This window comes from Sphingobium sp. CECT 9361 (assembly GCF_918741285.1).
Lineage (GTDB): Bacteria > Pseudomonadota > Alphaproteobacteria > Sphingomonadales > Sphingomonadaceae > Sphingobium.
In genome coordinates this window covers 650,079-664,180 of the sequence record NZ_CAKKNC010000001.1, presented here as the reverse complement: position 1 = coordinate 664,180, position 14,102 = coordinate 650,079, and the positions used below count along the sequence as shown (strand labels likewise).

At 61.1% G+C, this 14,102-nt stretch carries 16 protein-coding genes; 5 read left to right on the top strand and 11 right to left on the bottom strand.

Annotated features, from left to right (window positions below; translation table 11 throughout):
• Nucleotides 1–121 precede the first annotated feature (121 nt).
• From rsfS to LQ220_RS02870, 3 genes are all read right to left on the bottom strand, one after another.
• Nucleotides 122–439 carry a ribosome silencing factor gene (rsfS, locus tag LQ220_RS02880; protein WP_230187244.1) on the bottom strand — a complete coding sequence of 106 codons (318 nt, stop codon included), beginning with the start codon at nt 437–439 and terminating at the stop codon, nt 122–124.
• Between the two features lie 112 nt (nt 440–551).
• Nucleotides 552–1,217 carry a nicotinate-nucleotide adenylyltransferase gene (locus LQ220_RS02875; protein ID WP_290369011.1) on the bottom strand — a complete coding sequence of 222 codons (666 nt, stop codon included), beginning with the start codon at nt 1,215–1,217 and terminating at the stop codon, nt 552–554.
• A gap of 57 nt (nt 1,218–1,274) precedes the next feature.
• Nucleotides 1,275–2,540, bottom strand: coding sequence for a glutamate-5-semialdehyde dehydrogenase (locus LQ220_RS02870; protein ID WP_230186759.1), 1,266 nt, complete (start codon nt 2,538–2,540; stop codon nt 1,275–1,277).
• A gap of 97 nt (nt 2,541–2,637) precedes the next feature.
• Between LQ220_RS02870 and LQ220_RS02865 the strand changes: the two genes are divergently transcribed.
• The gene (locus LQ220_RS02865; protein WP_230186758.1) at nt 2,638–3,771 is read left to right on the top strand and encodes a DUF3667 domain-containing protein; all 1,134 of its coding nucleotides are present in this window, start codon (nt 2,638–2,640) and stop codon (nt 3,769–3,771) included.
• 3 nt (nt 3,772–3,774) lie between these two features.
• On the opposite strand, the gene LQ220_RS02860 is transcribed toward LQ220_RS02865, so the two are convergent.
• Nucleotides 3,775–4,365, bottom strand: coding sequence for an NAD(P)H-dependent oxidoreductase (locus tag LQ220_RS02860; RefSeq protein WP_230186757.1), 591 nt, complete (start codon nt 4,363–4,365; stop codon nt 3,775–3,777).
• A gap of 19 nt (nt 4,366–4,384) precedes the next feature.
• The gene (locus LQ220_RS02855) at nt 4,385–5,674 is read right to left on the bottom strand and encodes an adenylosuccinate synthase (protein ID WP_230186756.1); all 1,290 of its coding nucleotides are present in this window, start codon (nt 5,672–5,674) and stop codon (nt 4,385–4,387) included.
• Nucleotides 5,675–5,823: 149 nt separating this feature from the next.
• Between LQ220_RS02855 and LQ220_RS02850 the strand changes: the two genes are divergently transcribed.
• Nucleotides 5,824–6,159 (top strand): DMT family protein, encoded by a 336-nt coding sequence (locus LQ220_RS02850; RefSeq protein WP_230186755.1) that lies wholly within the window; start codon nt 5,824–5,826, stop codon nt 6,157–6,159.
• Between the two features lie 4 nt (nt 6,160–6,163).
• On the opposite strand, the gene LQ220_RS02845 is transcribed toward LQ220_RS02850, so the two are convergent.
• Nucleotides 6,164–6,532 (bottom strand): PH domain-containing protein, encoded by a 369-nt coding sequence (locus LQ220_RS02845; RefSeq protein WP_230186754.1) that lies wholly within the window; start codon nt 6,530–6,532, stop codon nt 6,164–6,166.
• A gap of 123 nt (nt 6,533–6,655) precedes the next feature.
• Nucleotides 6,656–7,192 (bottom strand): glycine zipper 2TM domain-containing protein, encoded by a 537-nt coding sequence (locus tag LQ220_RS02840; protein ID WP_230186753.1) that lies wholly within the window; start codon nt 7,190–7,192, stop codon nt 6,656–6,658.
• 175 nt (nt 7,193–7,367) lie between these two features.
• On the opposite strand from LQ220_RS02840, the gene LQ220_RS02835 reads away from it, so the two are divergent.
• Nucleotides 7,368–7,682 (top strand): hypothetical protein, encoded by a 315-nt coding sequence (locus LQ220_RS02835; protein WP_230186752.1) that lies wholly within the window; start codon nt 7,368–7,370, stop codon nt 7,680–7,682.
• 46 nt (nt 7,683–7,728) lie between these two features.
• On the opposite strand, the gene LQ220_RS02830 is transcribed toward LQ220_RS02835, so the two are convergent.
• Nucleotides 7,729–8,157, bottom strand: coding sequence for a globin (locus LQ220_RS02830; RefSeq protein WP_230186751.1), 429 nt, complete (start codon nt 8,155–8,157; stop codon nt 7,729–7,731).
• Between the two features lie 257 nt (nt 8,158–8,414).
• On the opposite strand from LQ220_RS02830, the gene LQ220_RS02825 reads away from it, so the two are divergent.
• On the top strand, nt 8,415–8,708 hold the full coding sequence (locus LQ220_RS02825; RefSeq protein ID WP_230186750.1) for a hypothetical protein: 294 nt from the start codon (nt 8,415–8,417) through the stop codon (nt 8,706–8,708).
• A 30-nt stretch (nt 8,709–8,738) separates the two neighbouring features.
• Here the strand turns inward: LQ220_RS02825 and LQ220_RS02820 are convergent, their stop codons facing one another.
• Together LQ220_RS02820 and LQ220_RS02815 are read right to left on the bottom strand one after the other, a co-directional pair.
• Complete coding sequence (locus LQ220_RS02820) at nt 8,739–10,016, bottom strand: hypothetical protein (RefSeq protein ID WP_230186749.1); 1,278 nt, start codon at nt 10,014–10,016, stop codon at nt 8,739–8,741.
• A 5-nt stretch (nt 10,017–10,021) separates the two neighbouring features.
• Nucleotides 10,022–11,071: a ribonucleotide-diphosphate reductase subunit beta gene (locus tag LQ220_RS02815; RefSeq protein WP_230186748.1), complete on the bottom strand. Its 1,050-nt coding sequence runs from the start codon at nt 11,069–11,071 to the stop codon at nt 10,022–10,024.
• A gap of 109 nt (nt 11,072–11,180) precedes the next feature.
• Here LQ220_RS02815 and LQ220_RS02810 point away from each other — a divergent pair, with 109 nt between their 5' ends.
• Nucleotides 11,181–11,438: a DUF2171 domain-containing protein gene (locus LQ220_RS02810; protein ID WP_230186747.1), complete on the top strand. Its 258-nt coding sequence runs from the start codon at nt 11,181–11,183 to the stop codon at nt 11,436–11,438.
• 522 nt (nt 11,439–11,960) lie between these two features.
• On the opposite strand, the gene LQ220_RS02805 is transcribed toward LQ220_RS02810, so the two are convergent.
• Nucleotides 11,961–14,099, bottom strand: coding sequence for a transporter (locus tag LQ220_RS02805; protein ID WP_230186746.1), 2,139 nt, complete (start codon nt 14,097–14,099; stop codon nt 11,961–11,963).
• Nucleotides 14,100–14,102: the final 3 nt, after the last annotated feature.

The window sequence follows — 14,102 nt, the reverse complement described above, 5'->3', positions numbered from 1 at the left end:
ACGGTCTCCCGATGTAGCGCTTTACTGCACCCCGTTCGGTTCTAGCTGATCGAGAACGCAGCTTGACGTTCTCGACAAGCTCAAACCGAACAGAGGTGGTTTGAGGTCTTAGTAGGCGGCGTTAAGCCGTGCCAGCGACCGGCGCATCGACAAAGCCCCACATCCGTTCCAGATTGTAGAAGCTGCGTACTTCCGGCCGAAACAGGTGGACGATGATGTCGCCTGCGTCGATGAGTACCCAGTCGGCAACCGGGAGCCCTTCGATACGCGCGCTGCGTCCGGTGGAATGCTTCACGCGCTCGGCCAGCTTCTGTGCCATGGTAGCGACCTGACGCGACGAACGACCGCTTGCGATCACCATATAGTCGGCGATGCTGCTTTTGCCTTCGAGCGGGATCGAGATGATGTCCTGCGCCTGGTCGTCGTCAAGCGACTGCATGACAAGGGCGTGCAGGGCGGCCACGGATTCGGTGTCGGCATAAGGACGATCTTCGATCTCTTCATGCTGCGCCGTATCGTTGGCGGGGGTCGGTCTGGGCAATTCTACTCCTTCATACAATCATTGCGCGCGTGAGCGGATCGCGCACGCGCAAATTCTTAAACTCACGATGCCAGAGGGGGTCCGCCTGCCGCAGCAGGGTCGCCGATCTTGGATCAGGGCGAAAGCGCAACAGCACAAGCGCTGGCGGTCTCCAGTCCGTCCAGTGTCTGCTCTGGCGCGCGGGCCGGACGAAGCGCCGCAGCCACGCCATGGCGAACGTGCCATGAGCCTGTCCCTCATAGCCCGGACGCGCGATTACGGCAATGGGCATGATTCGCGCGATACCGCGCCAGTTCTTCCATTGGCCGAACTGAATCAGATTGTCCGCGCCCATCAACCAGATGAAGTCATGCGCGGGGTAGCGCCTTGTCAGCTTTCGGAGCGTATCGACGGTATAGCGCGTACCCAGTTGCCGTTCGATTGCGGTCGGGCGGATAGGCGCGCGGCGCGCCTGATGCCGGGCGCTGGCCAAGCGGGCGGGCAGCGATGCCATGCCCTTGGCCGGTTTCAGCGGATTGCCCGGGGAAACGAGCCACCACACTTCATCCAGCCCCAGCGCCTTGAGCGCGAAGAGCGAAATGGCGCGATGGCCGCCATGCGCGGGATTGAAGGAGCCACCCAATATGCCGATCCGGGCCATGGTCCCGCTTTGGCAGACTGGGACGCGGGCGGCAATCTATGGCTTGCGACGATAATGGGTACGCTTGCAAAGAAATAGCGCGAGCGGCACTGTTTACGGGCGCGTCTGCCCCGTGCCGCGCACCAACCATTTGTAAGTCGTCAGCCCTTCCAGCGCGACAGGGCCGCGCGCGTGGAGGCGTCCGGTCGAAATGCCGATTTCCGCGCCCAGGCCAAATTCGCCCCCATCGGCGAACTGGGTGGAAGCGTTCCACATAACGATAGCGCTGTCGACGGCGTTGAGGAACTGCTCAGCAGTTGCGGCATCTTCGGTGATAATGGCATCGGTATGATGGCTGCCATGCGCAGCGATATGGGCAATGGCGTCCTCCGGCCCATCGACCATTCGCACCGACACGATGGCGTCGAGATATTCTGTGTCCCAATCGTCATCGGCCGCGGGCGTAGCGCGCGTGTCCAGCGCCTGCACGTCGCCATCCCCCCGCACCGCGCATTTCGCGTCGAGAAGCGCTTGGACGAGTCGGTCTGCACCGACGAAATTACGATCGATCAGGACCGTTTCCGTGGCGCCGCAGACGCCGGTCCGCCGCATCTTGGCATTGACCACCAACGCGCATGCCATGTCAGGATCGGCCGCAGCATGGACGTAGCTGTGGTTGATGCCGTCGAGATGCGCGAGGACGGGAACGCGCGCTTCCTCTTGCACGCGCGCGACAAGGCTTTTGCCGCCGCGCGGGATGATGAGGTCGACAAATTCGGATGCCTTGAGCAAGGCCCCGACGGCAGCGCGGTCTGTGGTCGGCACGATCTGAACGACGTCAGCAGGCAGGCCTGCTGCCACAATGCCGGACAGCATGGCGGCGTGGATGGCGCGGTTGCTTTCGACCGCTTCGCTGCCGCCGCGCAGGATGACGGCATTGCCGGCACGCAGACACAGTGCAGCGGCATCGGCGGTGACATTGGGGCGGCTTTCGTAGATGATCCCGATCACGCCCAGCGGCACGCGGACACGCTGCAGGACAAGACCATTAGGCCGTTCGCTGCTGTCGATGATCGCACCCAGCGGATTGGGGAGTGTGGCGACCGCTTCCACACCGTCTGCCGTGGCGGCAATGCGCCCCGCGTCCAGACGCAAGCGATCGAGCATCGCTGGCGACAATCCGTTGGCTGCGGCGTTTTCCATATCGCGGGCATTGGCGGCTGCGATGGCCGGTGCCGCATCGCGCAGAGCCTGCGCAGCAAGTTTGAGCGCCTGCGCCTTTTGTTCGTCCGTGGCCTGCGCCAGAATCGCTGCCGCCTTGCGCGCGCGCGCGCCGAGCATGGCGATGAGCATTTCGGGTGTTTGAGTCATGTCGTTCATGGGCGCGTCACTACCATGATTTGCTGGTGTAGGAAACGCACCCATGCAGCCGCGATGAGCAGTTGCCAAGAGAAGCGCGCATGATAGGATCGACGCCATGACGGGGGAAATCGAAGCAGCGGGCGATGCCCTGACAGGCGGCATGATCGCGCGCGCTGTCGAACCGGCCCATGGTGCGGCTGCGCATGACGTACATGGCCCCTGCGCCAATTGTGGCGCGGCGTTGACCGGCCCCTATTGTGCGCAATGCGGACAGGCCGGGCATATTCACCGCAGCCTGGGATCGCTGGGTCATGACATATTGCACGGCGTATTCCATTTCGAAGGGAAAGTGTGGCGCACGTTGCCGGAGCTTGCGTTCCACCCCGGCAGGCTGACGCGGCGATTCATCGATGGCCAGCGGGCCAGATTCGTGTCGCCGATGGCGTTGTTCCTCTTCACGGTGTTCCTGACCTTTGCCGTCTTCGGCTTTACCGGCGGCGCGCTGCTGGGTGGCAATCAGAACGTCAACATCGGTGGCAAGGATGTGCCGGTCGGGGATTGGCGCGCGGGCATCAAGGAGGAATATGCCCGAACGCAGAAAGAGATCGACACGTTACAGAAGGTGCGGCTGGATCCCAAGCTTAGTGCCGCCGAAAAGGCCAGACTGGATACGCAGATTGCCAACAAGATCGACGATCGCGACGGCATGGCGGCGGTAGCAACGGGTGACTGGTCGAAGCTTGCAGAACTGGACAAGCGCACTTCGAGCAAGGCGAACACTGGCGGCAAGAGCGATCGTTTTGACGCCAACACAGGCTGGACGGCGCTGGATCACGCGATCGAGAAGGCGCAGGATAACCCCTCGTTGCTGATCTACAAACTCAAGACCAACGGGTATAAATATAGCTGGATGCTGATCCCGCTGAGCATCCCGTTCCTGTGGATCATGTATTTCTGGCGGCGGGACATTCACCTGTACGACCATGCCATTTTCGCGACCTATTCGATCAGCTTCATGCTGTTGTTGCTGATCGTTTTGAGCATCGCGGCGTCATTGGGGGTCGGCATCGCCATCTGGGGCGTGGCATTGATGATCATTCCGCCGATCCACATGTATAAGCAGTTGCGCGGTGCCTATGGCAGCTCGCGGGTGGGCAGTGCGTTGCGGCTGATGGTGCTGATGATGTCGACCGTCATCGTGCTGCTCCTGTTTGCGATAGTCCTGCTGCTGCTCGGGGTGCTGGAATAACGATCAGTAGGGCGGCGCTTTGGCGGCCCGCTGTGTCTTTGCCGCTTGTGCCCACCATGACAGATCGTCGGCAAAGCGCGGGAAGGCGCGGTCGAGCGATTTGCCCGCGTCGCCGGTGGTCTTGCCCTGTTCGTCGAGAGTCTGGGCAATCGGTCCGACGGTCAGGGTGCTGGAAATGACGACCATGCCCATCTCGCTGAGCGTAGGATGCCACATGCTGTTGGCGCGTGCCCCGGCAAGCCGACCCGCCGAATAGCTGGCGATGGCGGCGGGACGCCAGAACCATTCTTCGAGAAAATGGTCGGTCAGGTTTTTGAGGCCCGGCTGCATCCCCCAATTATATTCGCCGGTGACGAAGACGAAAGCATCCGCGTCACGGATTGTTTCGGCCAGCTTTTCCATCGCCGGTGGCGCTTCGCCCTTGGGATATTCCTTGTACATGCGGTCGAGCATCGGCAAGTCGATAGCCTTTGCGTCGATCAATTCTGGTTTGTCGCCACGCGCCGCAAGGCCCGCGACAATATAGTCCGCGAGGCGGATGCCCATCCGGTCGGAGCGATAGGAGCCATAGAAAACCGGGATCGAGAGGGACATGGCGTGGCTCCTATAGTTGTCAGTCCGCGAAGGGGTCGCGCACCAGAATCGTGTCGTCGCGTTGGGGCGAAGTCGATACCAGAGTGACCGGGCAGCCGATCAGTTCCTCGATCCGGCGGATATATTTGATGGCCTGTGCAGGCAGGTCGGCCCAACTGCGTGCGCCCGCAGTGGTGTCGGGCCAGCCTTCGATGGTTTCGTAGACGGGCTGTGCGCGGGCCTGATCCTGCGTATGGGCAGGCAGATAATCGTAAGTCTTGTCACCGATGGTGTAGCCGACGCAGATTTTCAGTTCCTCGAACCCGTCGAGCACGTCCAGCTTTGTGAGCGCAATGCCGGTGACGCCCGACACGGCAACCGACTGCCGCACGAGCACGGCATCGAACCAGCCACAGCGACGCTTGCGGCCGGTGACGGTGCCGAATTCATGGCCGCGTTCGCCGAGGCGCTGGCCGGTTTCGTCCTCCAGTTCGGTCGGAAACGGGCCGGAGCCGACGCGGGTGGTGTAGGCCTTTACAATGCCCAGCACGAACCCGGCGGCCGAGGGGCCGAGGCCCGATCCGCCTGCTGCCGTTCCCGCAATGGTGTTCGACGAGGTGACGAAGGGATAGGTGCCATGATCGACATCGAGCAGGACGCCCTGCGCGCCTTCGAACAGGATGCGCTTGCCCTGCGCCTTGGCCGTGTTGAGCGTGAGCCAGACGGGCTTGGCATAAGGCAGGATGAAGTCGGCGACTTCGCGCAGTTCCGCCATCAGGGCGTCGCGGTCAATCGGCGGTTCGCCGAAACCGGCGCGCAGAGCGTCGTGATGCGCGGTCAGACGGTCGATCTGCGGCCCCAGATCGTCGAGATGGGCGAGGTCGCAGACGCGGATGGCGCGACGGCCGACCTTGTCTTCATAAGCCGGGCCGATGCCGCGACGGGTAGTGCCGATCTTGCCCGCGCCGCTGGCATCTTCGCGCAGTCCGTCGAGATCGCGATGGAACGGCAGGATCAGCGGGCAGGTTTCGGCGATCTGAAGATTTTCGGGCGTGATGATGACCCCCTGCCCCGCCAGCTTCGCGACTTCATCGCGGAAGTGCCACGGATCGAGCACGACGCCGTTGCCGATGACCGAAAGCGTGCCGCGCACGATGCCCGAAGGGAGCAGAGACAGCTTGTAGACATTTTCACCGACGACCAGCGTGTGCCCGGCATTATGACCGCCCTGAAAGCGGACGACGACGTCGGCACGTTCGGCCAGCCAGTCGACGATCTTGCCCTTGCCCTCATCGCCCCACTGGGCACCGATCACGGTCACATTGGCCACTTGGTAATCCTTGCGCTGGGAATCCTGCCGCAGCAGGAAAAGTCCCGGCCCCTCTAAGGATCAAAGACCAACATCGCAAGGCTTGCACAAGCCTTTGCGTATTGTCGTGCAAGCTGGAATATCGCGGCCCCGCAATCGAGGATTACTGCATGATTCCCGTCGCCTTGCTTATCGGATCGAACGTGATGATGACGATTGCGTGGTATTGGCACCTGAAAGGCGGGATGAGCAAACCGCTGTTCGCGGTGATCCTGATAAGCTGGGGCATTGCGCTGTTCGAATATTGTCTGGCCGTACCCGCCAACCGGATCGGCTATGCGCATGGATGGAGCGGCGCGCAGCTCAAGATCACGCAGGAGGCCATTACGCTGATCGTGTTCGGCGCGTTCATGGTGCTGGTGCTGGGCGAGCCGCTAAGCTGGCGGCACTTTGCGGCGTTCATGTGTATTATGGGTGCGGTGGCGTTTCTGTTCGTCGGGAAATAGCCAGTCAGGCGTCGCGGCGGGCAGCGAGTGCGCGGACGCGGTTGGGATCGGGCATGCCGCGGATCGCGATTTCGGCATAGTCGCCTGCGCTGAAAATCTCGATATTGCCGACGCCTAGCATCCGCTGAAAGACGCTCTGGCTGATGCGGACGGTGCGGACGCTGGAGAGGGCGAGTTGCGTGCGTTGCTTGGAGAGGAGGCCGCGCTCCATCAGGATTTCGCTGTCGCTGACGGCGAGGCGTTCCCCCTTGCACTTGATCCACCATATGCCGAGGCCGACGATGCCGACGACGGAGATGAGCAGCAGGATGAAGAGCAGCGGGTTGCTGCGGAACATGGCGGGGTGCGCGTCGTAGAGCCAGTTTTCGGTCATGTCGTTTCACTCACAGCCTTGGATGGTGTCTCATCCGATGCCGGGCTGCGATGGTCAAGCGCTGCGTTATAGATAGCGATTGGGGCGAGCGAAACTGTGTCCGCCCGCCCCATAGCCTTTGCCTTAGCGGCAGGTGGTGCCGCCGCGATCGATTTCGCGACCGACCAGTCCGCCGCCGCCTGCACCGATCAGCGTGCCGAGCAGGCCGGAGCCGCCATTGTCGATGCGGTTGCCCAGCAAGCCGCCGATGGCCGCGCCGACGATCAGGCCAGTCGTGCCGTCATTGCGGCGGCAGTAATAGCGACCGTCGCCACCGCGATAAACGCGGGTGTTGCGCGTCACACGCTGCGGCTGATAATAGCGGCCATCGCGATAATAGCGCTGTGCGTCGTAGCGCTGGCCGCGTTCGGGGCGGTTCCAGTCGTAATTGCGATACTGGCGATAATCGCGCACTTCCCGACGATGGTCGCGGCGGTCATCGCGCCGGTCGGCACGGCGATCCTGACGGTCGTCGCGACGATCGTCCCGGCGGTCCTGACGCTCTTCGCGACGGTCTTCGCGCTGATCCTGACGCCAGCCTTGTCCGGGTTGCTCCGCCATGGCGGGGGCGGCGGTGATGGCCATCGATGCGATGGACAGGCTGAGCAAGAACTTCTTCATGGCGTGTTCCCTTGTGTCTTTAGTGAGGGCAGAACGAGGGGCGCTGCAAAGTAGTTGCATGAACGGAACATAACCGCGTGGACGGGTGGGGTTCAGCTTTCCGTCGGAGCTCGGAACGGGCGGGAGGGGCGCGGCGTTATCCCGGCAGCTTGCTCTTTTGCATGAAGGATATGCCATGACCGCCCAGACCCCCAACACACCCCCCTTCCCCGACGCCGACCCCGACAATAGCGAGCAAGCCGATAGCGGTCAGGCGCAGGACGTCGCCGCCGATGCGCGGCGCCATGGCACCGAAGTCAATGAAGAAAGCGAGCGCGGCGGCAAGCCGGACCGCACACAGATCATCCCCGACGATGTCCCCGACCTGGTCGATACGATGAACGCGATGGTTTCCAGCGGGCATATCGACAATGGCGCCTATGCCGGTGAGCCGAAGATGGACGATGAGGAAGACATCATGGGCGAGACGGACCGCGACGAGGACGAATAGCCCCTTCCCAACCCGCGCCGCCGCCTGCTGCCTCGTATAGACGGGCTCAGGCGGCGGGGGCGTCGGCCCTTTCGGCGGCGAGGTTGATCATGCCCTGCGCCATATGGCCCATCTTCTCCGCCATGCGCTCGGCAAGGTCGGCGTTCAGAGCGGGCGTTTCCGTGCGATAGGCGATTATGGCGCGGCCCATTGCGTCCGACCATTGGGTGGCGATGGCGGGGGTGATCGGGAAAGCGCGGTGCATCGACATGATGCACGTTCCCCGGTCGAACCAGTCCCGCGGTCCGCCGAGCCAGCCCGTCAGGAACCGCTCCAGCGAATGGCGCACCGGGCCGAGATCGGCAGCATGAAGCGCCCTTAATGCCGCATATTCGGGCTCTTTTTCCACCAGATCGTAGAAATGACCGACGATGGCGACCACGGCTTCGTCGCCGCCGATCATGTCGTAAGGCGTGACGGGGGATGCGGCGTTCATAAGCTAAGCCTTTGTCAAAGCGCCAAAAGGCACGGAAATGCTAAGTGTGATGGGGGCCGGGAGGGCGCGCATTGATATGGGTCAATCCGCGGCAGGCCGCGATGCGAATGGCCCATGCGTTCCAACAGGGATTTTGGCGCGGAAAGCCTCAAAGGTCACACTACGTCACTACCCATTGGGGGCGGTTGCGGTGTTGGTGGTGTTGGATTTTGGCGGCGTTGGGGGGCGCCTGCGACAGCAGGGGTATCGGGCATGGCTTGCACATAGATCCTGCCGCGCCGCCGCTGCGCGGGCAGGAGAAGGTTTCCTTCGGGACGACGATCGGGGCAGTGGCGCAAAGTCCGCGTTCTCAAATGACCCATCGCCGCGCTGGCCGGCCCGAAGGCGCAATCGGCAAGCGCGCGGTCGATGCGGCTACCGCTGGCGGCGCACTCTTTCCGCGTATCGAGGAGCGGGAGGCGCAGCGGCGACGGATCGACTTTGGAGGTTACATCAGAGAGTCAGACGCGCGGCACCACCGATATATCGGGTTGAAGGAGCGGCGGTGTTAGCGGATTGGGGGGCGTGTAGGACAGGGGGGATTAGTTACCGGTTTCGTGAGCTAATTTTCGCGCGCCCTTGCGATCGATTTCAAATTCGATACCGTTCGTACCAATTCGCGCCTTGGCAGTCGCATCAAACAACGCAGCGAACGCGTCGAGTGATCGATAATCCTCAACGGCTTTGCTAGATCTTACAAACAGATCTCTACACGCATTTTCCAACCATTCTCTTGGCACTTCGGCTTGCTCGGCTGCGTTCATTTGTAAGATCGTTTCAACTATCCAACTCGCGCGATCCATGTCGAAAGCATATCTTTGTACAGCCTGTTCATGTTCACGAGCCGCAATAGTAGACGATTTTAGACCGGATAGCCCCGCCCATGTGAAAGCTGCACCTGCGACGCCTGCAACCAAACTTTTTGCAGCATTCACCCAAAATGCAGCTGATCCAGAGACTTCTAAATTACTAAAAATCGTTAGACTAAACGACAGAATCAGAAAAACAGCTCCAGCCGCAATGTAAAAATAGTATGAGCGCCTTTCCGTAACTCCTGTAACTATAGGAGGGTTAATGATCGTCTGCTGCAACCGTTCTGTAAGATGCTCACGCAATCTCCTTCGTTCGTGTTGCGGCTCTCGATCATTGATTTCTTTTCGCAAGTTCGATAATTCTATCTCTTGCTCTTTCAACAAAGATTTTCGTGCTTCAAACTCTTTATCGAGTTTTTCAGTTTTTTTAGCTAAATCCGTATCTATATTAGCGCGAGCTTTAGCCAAACCTGAAGTCATCTCCAGATTAAGTTGCCGGAGGTCAGCAATTTGCGCGGCAACCATCTGATGTAGATTTTCTTTAGCCGAGTCATCGGCTAGCAATCCTTCGACTGACTTGCCGTTGATAAGGGAGATAACCGAAAATATTACCTCTTTCGGCAGCTTATCATGTTGTTGCTGTTGCCCATATGAATTTCGTTCAGGTTCTAGGAAACCAATCTCATCAAAATATGCATGTGGCTGGCTACGCGCGAACCCGTTAATATTCGGATGCTGGCGCCAAAAATCAGGTTCGACTACCCCCCTATGGAAGCAGACCACCTCTTGAACTGACCCTCCAAATCCAAACTTCATATCTAATATAATTCTGTTTTTGTCTTGCAGCTGAGTATCGCTCAATTTTGAGTCAGAGTTTATACGTACTATGTGACCTATAGGGTAATTTATTACAGCTTCTCCCGTGGGGTCACAATTCAACAAAGATTTTACGAGCGCAAGTATCTCACCGTCTGTCAGCTTAGCTGTTCGCACAACTGCACTAACCATCCCCCTTACTCCGCCGCGATCCCCGCCTGCTTGAACATGTCGTCGCCCGTTTCGTCCTCGACCGTATCGTTCGCCTTGAGCTTCTTGCGGCGATCGAAGCTGTCCCACACTTCGTTCCAGTTGCCGCGGGTGGCGCCCTTTGAGTATTCGGTGGCGCGGGTTTCGAAGAAGTTGGCGTGCTCCACGCCGTTCAGCAGCGGGGCGAGCCATGGCAGGGGGTGTTCCTCGATCATGTAGATCGGCTGGAAACCCAGTTGCCCCAGACGCCAGTCGGCGATGAAGCGGATGTACTTCTTGATCTCCTTGGCAGTCATGCCGGGGACCGGACCCATTTCGAACGCCAGATCGATGAAGGCATCTTCCAGCCGCACGGTCTTCTGGCAGCAATCGATGATGTCTTCGCGCACAGCCTTGGTCAGGCAGCCGCGTTCCTTGACGAAGGTGTGGAACATCTTGACGATGCCTTCGCAATGGAGGGTTTCGTCGCGGATCGACCAGGTGACGATCTGGCCCATGCCCTTCATCTTGTTGAAGCGGGGGAAGTTCATCAGCATCGCGAAGCTGGCGAAGAGTTGCAGCCCTTCGGTAAAGCCGCCGAACATGGCCAGCGTGCGGGCGATATCCTCGTCACTGTCGACGCCGAATTGCTGCATATAATCATGCTTGTCGCGCATTTCCTGATATTCCAGGAACGCGCCATATTCGCTTTCGGGCATGCCGATGGTGTCGAGCAGATGGCTGTAGGCGGCGATATGGATGGTTTCCATATTGCTGAACGCAGTGAGCATCATCTTGACTTCGGTCGGCTTGAACACGCGGCCATATTTGTCGTGGTAGCAATCCTGCACCTCGACATCGGCCTGTGTGAAGAAGCGGAAAATCTGCGTGAGCAGGTTGCGCTCATGATCGGAGAGCTTTTGCGCCCAGTCGCGGCAATCCTCACCCAAAGGCACTTCCTCAGGCATCCAGTGGATCTGCTGCTGACGCTTCCAGAAGTCGAAGGCCCAGGGATATTCGAAGGGCTTGTACTGCTTGGACGCTTGAAGAAGGGACATGGGATTACTCCGGACGTGCAGTGAATGCGGTGAAAAGTTGCGGGCGGCTGGCCCCATGCCACGCGGCGGTGCGTTCAAACGTCACCACCCCCGGTACAGGAGCAATATCATGGTCGATACGAGCACTATCAAGGAACATGCCGACGTGATCGGCGCGGACGGCGTGCATGTCGGCACCGTGGACCACATGCAGGGCGACCGCATCAAGCTGACCAAGGCGGACAGTGGCGAAGGCAGTCATAAGGGCCACCACCACTTCATCGGCAAAGGCCTGATCGCCGCAGTCGAGGACGACGGCAAGACAGTGCGGCTGTCCGCCAATGGCGACGTGGCCGTGACGTTCGAAGAAGAAGAGAACGAAGCGTAAAAGCGCTGGCGCGGTGACGGATGTTGCCGCGCCGCTGCCTTTGGCGGGCAGGCCCGGGTCGAATCGGGCATGCGTGCGAAATGTCGCATAAGTAACCTCCTCTTCCCTATCCAAAAACCCAGCACAGCGCATGGAATGGCGCACTAGCGCCGCTTCCCCCGGCCTCGCCCCCGAAGCCGACCCGAATGTTACTCCATAGTCAAAAAAGCGCCACAGAATTTTTGCGCGATTGGGCGCAAATATTTGTTCGCGCCACCAATGCTAGGGGTTGACGCGGTGCGTTAAGCACAAGCTGTAGTGGCCGGATGACGCAGCCCGTAGCGCGTTCGCGGCGCGGAAATGGCGGATTTCCGCGGGATTCCGGTCGTGAACAAAAGGGGGACAGAGGCACATGTTGTGCCCCTGTCCCCCTTTGTTTTCAGGCCCTGACGGGCTGGTCATCTGGAACGGACATTGGGCGTGTAATTATCCGTGCTATGTACCCATTGTTCCCCCGCGAAAGCAGGGGAACGGCGGGCTGGATCAGAACAGATAGCCGAAGCGGATGCCGAAGCGGTGGTTGGCGAGGCGCTCCCCCGACAGCGTGTTCGAATTGACGTCGTTCAATTGATAGATGAGGCCGGCATACCATTGGCGGCGGAAGGTCGCGCCCGCTTCCACGTCGGCCGTGATCCGCTCGTCATGGCGATCGAACCCGGCGAAGCGGCGGTAGTCGATGAACTGATAGCCCGGCTCCACCGAGACAGTGTAGCCGACGGTGTCGCGATCCCCCCATTCGTAGGAATAGGCAAGGCTGGCACCGTAGCGCCAGGTATCGAGCGCGGGATTGTCCACATCGCGGCGCAGGATGACCGCTTCGCCGCGCAGAGTCTGGCCGAGGCCGACGGTATCGCGCAGCCACAGGCGACCGTTGTGCGACGTGCCGTCCAGCCCGGCGCGACGGTCGCTGCGCTTGGTCAGTTCATAGGCAGCGCCCAGCACCATCTGTCCGGCGAGACGCTTTTCAAGGTTGATGCCGCCGCCGAAGTTGGACTGCACGAAATCGCCCGAGCGCCATTCGCCCGCAGCAATCGCCACGATGCCCAGCGTCAGGCGCGCGGCGGGCAAGTTGAAATAGGGGCCTGTCTCGACGTCCAGCACGCTGCGGTTGATGCGGTCCAGTTTGAACTGCGCGGTTTGCAGGCCAGTGAAGCGCGTGCGCCATTGGTCGCCATTTTCGTTGAGGCGCACCCGGTGATCGATCTGTGCGCGGACCAGTGCGCTGGTGTCGTCGAACCGCTGATTATTGGGATAGCCGTCATCGTCGACTTCGGTACGGAGCGAATTGACCAGCGCGGGGGCGTTGGTGTCATAGGATATGCCCGTGACGATCGACCCGTGCAGCGACTGCTTGGGATTGTCCGCTTCGATCCGGGCGAGGACGGCGTTGGCGCGCTCGGTGAGGCGCTCGTTCTGTGGGGCGGCGGTGACGGTCTGGACGATGCTGCGCGCCTTCACATAGAAACGCTCGCGGCGCAGGATGTCGGCTTGCGTGAGTTGCGCGGACTGGATGACGGCAGGGGACGGCGCGGGCTGCTGCGCGATGACGGCGTCGAGCATCGCGAGGCTTTCGGTGGGATGGGTGCGCGATCCGGTCTGCGCAACGTCGATGCGACCGCGCGCGGTGTAGTCGATCTCGCGCTGGGCGAGTTGGGCGAATTTCTGATCGACGCGGGGCATCTGTTCAGGCGTGGCGAGGGACTTGGCGGTGTCGAGTTCGGCGCGGGCAGCGGCGAAATTGCCGCGATCGGTCGCGATGTTTGACAGGCCGAAATGCGCGCTGATGAGGCGGCTGACGGACGGCGGCGGTGTCATGGCCAGCACCTGACGATAGCGCGCCTCGGCACCGACGGTATCGGCGGGATCGGCATCGGCCAGCGCATCGCCTTCGCGGATCAGCAACGAGGCATCGATATCGCGCTCTGCCTGCGCCGCGCGCTCCCGGATGCGGGTGGTGCGAGCGGGATCGGCAAGGCCGGTCGCTTCGCGCGCCGCATCGCCAAGGCTGGCGCGCGCACCGTCGACATCGCCCGATTCCGCTTTCACATCGGCAATCTGAAGATGGATGCGCGCGTGATAATCCTCCGCATAGGGGCAAGGCGCGGCGAGCAGCGCATCGTAAGCAGGCAGCAACTCTGCGGCAGGTTCCCCGGCCATACGGCGCGCCGACACGGCATCATAGGCCGCACCGCGCGCAGCGACAGTCTGCGCATAGTCGATGCGCTTGACGAGATAGGCCGCTTGCGCCGCGATATCGGCATTGGCGCCCTTTGCCGCTGCCCGGGCGGCAAAATCGCGCGCCACGGCATAATCATCGCGCGTGAGAGCCGATTGCGACAGCCGCAGAGCGGCACGCCGCGCCGTCTGGCGACGGTCGGCAGGCGTGTTGAGCAGGCGCGTATAGATGGTGTCGGCTTCCTCCCGCCTGCCCGCGCGGCGCATGATGTCGGCATCGTAGAAAGCGCGGGCCGCCGGTTCCACGGGCGGCTTGCTCTTCCCGGTCGGTGCCGGAGCAGCACGCTCGCTGACCGGGGCCGGGCAGGCCGCGGCCAGCGCCGCCGTGGGCAGGCAGAAGCCAGTCGTAGCCAGCAAAAGAACGCGGGTAGAGCGGGATAATGTCATGGG